At 38.9% G+C, this 3,662-nt stretch carries 1 protein-coding gene and 2 pseudogenes; all 3 read left to right on the forward strand.

Going from position 1 to position 3,662, the window contains the following annotated elements; translation table 11 throughout:
• A pseudogene (locus tag F6K54_RS41775) lies at positions 1-757 on the forward strand (ATPase); the annotation flags it as partial.
• A 372-nt stretch (positions 758-1,129) separates the two neighbouring features.
• Positions 1,130-1,258: pseudogene (locus F6K54_RS41780) on the forward strand (nucleotidyltransferase family protein); the annotation flags it as partial.
• Between the two features lie 154 nt (positions 1,259-1,412).
• Positions 1,413-3,557, forward strand: a complete 2,145-nt coding sequence (locus F6K54_RS41785) for a GH92 family glycosyl hydrolase (protein ID WP_293090383.1) — start codon at positions 1,413-1,415, stop codon at positions 3,555-3,557.
• The last annotated feature ends 105 nt before the right edge of the window (positions 3,558-3,662 follow it).

Here is a 3,662-nt window from a genome sequence, read left to right on the forward strand (position 1 = left end):
TCTTCAATTTTTCTCCCAGTCTCAACAACAAAACTCACTCCAAAACACACAAAAACCTTTACCCCTAATCAAATATTTGCAAAAGTATCGTTGTTTAGTAGTCTTGGATGACATTCATCACCTTTTCAGCAGTGGGGAGTTAGCTGGAAAGTACAAACCAGGATACGAAGAATATGACTGCTTTTTCAAACAGAGAGAAAAATTCTCCCATGACAGTTGCCTGCTATTAATAGGTTGGGAACAACCCATTAAACTTGCTCAACTCAAAAGCAAAAAAACACCAATTCCTATATTGAAACTGACTGGTTTAGATATTGCCAGCGCAACAGAAATACTCAGAGATTATGGTTTGGCAGAAATTGATAACAGGGAAAGACTCATTCACCTCTATCAAGGAAACCCTTTATGGTTAAAAAGTGTGGCAACTCAGATTCAAGAATTCGGAGAAAATTTGATTGAATTATTGCCCGATGATGCCATCTTATTACCAGAAGATTTAAAAGATACTTTACAAAAGCAGAGCGATCGCATATCGGAAACCGAAAAACAAACCCTGTCACTCTTAGCAACAAAAAATCAACCCATTAGTCTAGCGCAACTATTAGACACTACACAAACCTCACCATCAGATTTACTCAACACATTACAATCTTTGTGTAGGCGTTCCATAATTGAAAAACAAGAAAATCTTTACAGTGTGCCACCTGTAGTCAGGGAATATTATACCATTTTAATAAAGTTACGATATGAATATTAATTCTTAAGCCCCCCTTACCAAGCTATCCCTTATAAGGAACTCCTCAGACACGAGGACACGGAGACGCGGAGACACGGGGATACGGAGAGAAGGGGAGAAGGGAGAAATAGTCATGCTATCTAAGTAAAATTACTTATTTTTCCAGGATTAATGTACTTTTAAATACATTCTCTCTCTAGAAAAAGGCTTTTAAAGTCTCCAACATAATTTGTCTATAATATCTACGTTTTATGTTAAGAAAGATGTTTATAAAGCATAGCTTACAAAGGGGGGTTGGGGGGATCGAAATCAGTAGATAGCTGTATTACAAAGAGAGTAAATTAAGGCTCAATATGGTATGATTACTTGAAAAATAAAATCCTAATTTAGACCATGAAAATTAGAGAAATGCTACAACAAAAGCAGGAAGAAATTCTACACCTAGCGGCCCAACATGGAGCATCCAATATCCGAATATTTGGTTCCGTTGCACGAAATGAAGAACGGGAAGATAGCGATATAATTAATAATTAATAATTAATAATTAATAATTCACGCCTTAAAGCCTCCCCTTGGATAGGGGATAAAATAAAAAAAAATCCTTTTAGTCAATCCTATCCGTTTTAAGAAGAGGTAATTATTAATTATTAATTGTTGATACTTCCTTCCCCAATTTATGACTAACAAAAACACTCCAACTACAAACAACCTCAAATATGCCAACCCCCTAATTGGCACAGGAGGTCACGGCCACACCCATCCAGGGGCAAGCGTTCCCAATGGTTTTGTCGTACTTGGCCCCGATACCAGAGTCGAAGGGTGGGATGCCTGTTCCGGATACTATGATAGCGATCGCAGTATTCTCGGTTTTTCCCACACTCACCTAAGCGGTACGGGTATTGCAGACTATGGGGATATTCTAATTTTGCCAAAAATTGGTACTATGACACTCGAACCGGGAACTCTGGAAAACCCAGACTCTGGTTATCGGGAACGCTTTGACAAAAACTCGGAAACTGCTTCTCCTGCTTACTACAAAGTCAAGTTAAACTCAGGAATACAAGTTGAACTCACAGCTAAACAAAGGAGTGGTTTTCACTACTACACTTTTCCCGAAAATGCTAAAGTTAACCTGCTCATAGACTTAGTTCATCGCCGAGACGAAAACACTCTCTCTGCTAGTCTCAAAGTATTAGATCCATACACCATTGTTGGCAGTCGCATCAGTCAAAGTTGGTCGCCCGAACAAAGAATTTATTTTTATATCAAAATAGATAAACCACTGCAAAAAATATATATCTCCACCGATGGCAAAAATCTGAATCAACTCAAAAGTGCCAATAACAAATATATTCAATCATATCTAGAATTAGGGCAAATTTCCAATCTCAAAATACGAATTGGTATTTCTGCAGTAGATATCAATGGAGCGCAAAGAAACCTCGCCAAAGAAATTCCCACCTGGCAATTCTACGAAACAGTTGACTCCAGCAAAGAACTCTGGCGCGAGAAACTGGCAAAAATTGATATTGAAACTGAAAACGAAACAGATAAAATTATTTTCTACACTGCTCTCTACCATACTTACAAAGCTCCACATATTTATATGGATGTAGACAAAAGGTTTCGGGGAGCAGATGGACGCATTCATACCGCAGGAGGCTTTACCAACTATACCCTATTTTCTCTGTGGGATACATTTCGCGCTCTCCACCCATTGATGACTTTGCTGGAACCTTCAGAAACTAATGAATATATCAAATCTATGTTGATACATTACGACCAAGTTGGTTCCCTACCAAAGTGGAAACTAGGAGAAAAAGATGTCAAAACAATGGTTGGTCGTCATGCTATTAGTGTTATTGTCGATGCTTTTACCAAAGGTTTGAGAAACTATGATAATTGGTGGGCATTGGGAGCAATGATCGACACCATGAATAGACAAGAACCAGAATTAAATGCCTATCGTAACTATGGTTTTGTTCCCTCAGATGTTGATGTTAATTGGTCAGTGTCGCGGACTCTAGAATTTGCCTATAATGATTGGGCGATCGCTCAGGTTGCCAGAATTTTCAGAAATATTAGTCTGGCAGAAAGTTATGAAAAACGTTCTCAAGCATACCGCCAAGTATTCGACGCGAGTCAAAAATTAATGCGCCCCAAACGTAGGGATGGTAGTTGGGATAATTTCGATCCCTTTGCAGCAGCATGGGAGTCTCCTTTTATTGAGGGGAATTCCTGGCAATATACCTGGTTTGTGCCTCACAATATTCCCGATTTAATTCAACTCATGGGTGGGAAGTCAGCATTTTTAGCACAACTGGAAAAACTATTTTCCCTAGATAGTAGTCAAGGCAATGAACTACCGGATATTACAGGGTTAATAGGGCAATATGCTCACGGGAATGAACCCAGTCATCATATCTGCTATCTTTTCAATTTTGTCGATCGCAACGATCTGACTCGTGCTTATGTCAAACAAATACTCACTACAATGTACAAAGCTACACCAGATGGCATCATAGGCAATGAAGACTGCGGACAAATGTCAGCTTGGTATATTCTCAGTGCTTTGGGTTTATATCAGGTGACTCCGGGTACGCCAATGTTTGATTTAGGATATCTACATTTTTCTCAAGCGACGATACATTTGGGTAATGGCAAAGATTTTGTTATCCAAAAAGGTAATCATTCCGAACCATATTTACTCAATAGTCAACCAGTGTCAGGGTGGCAAATTTCATATCAAGATATTATGAATGGTGGTGTGTTGAGTATTTCCTCACCAACGCCAATAAATTTACCGAAAAATTGGGTTTAAAGCCTCCCCTTTGAAGGGGACTTTTTATTTTTATGTTAAGTCAATTGAATATATGCTATAGTATTATTAGTTGCCGGGGGGCACTCGGAAACTCGTGCGCGGACG

Source organism: Okeania sp. SIO3B5 (assembly GCF_010692555.1).
Lineage (GTDB): Bacteria > Cyanobacteriota > Cyanobacteriia > Cyanobacteriales > Microcoleaceae > Okeania.

Bases quoted from the DNA above. Each gene is read 5' to 3' on its own strand.
- F6K54_RS41785 (WP_293090383.1), top strand. From the start codon at position 1,413: ATGACTAACAAAAACACTCCAACTACAAACAACCTCAAATATGCCAAC.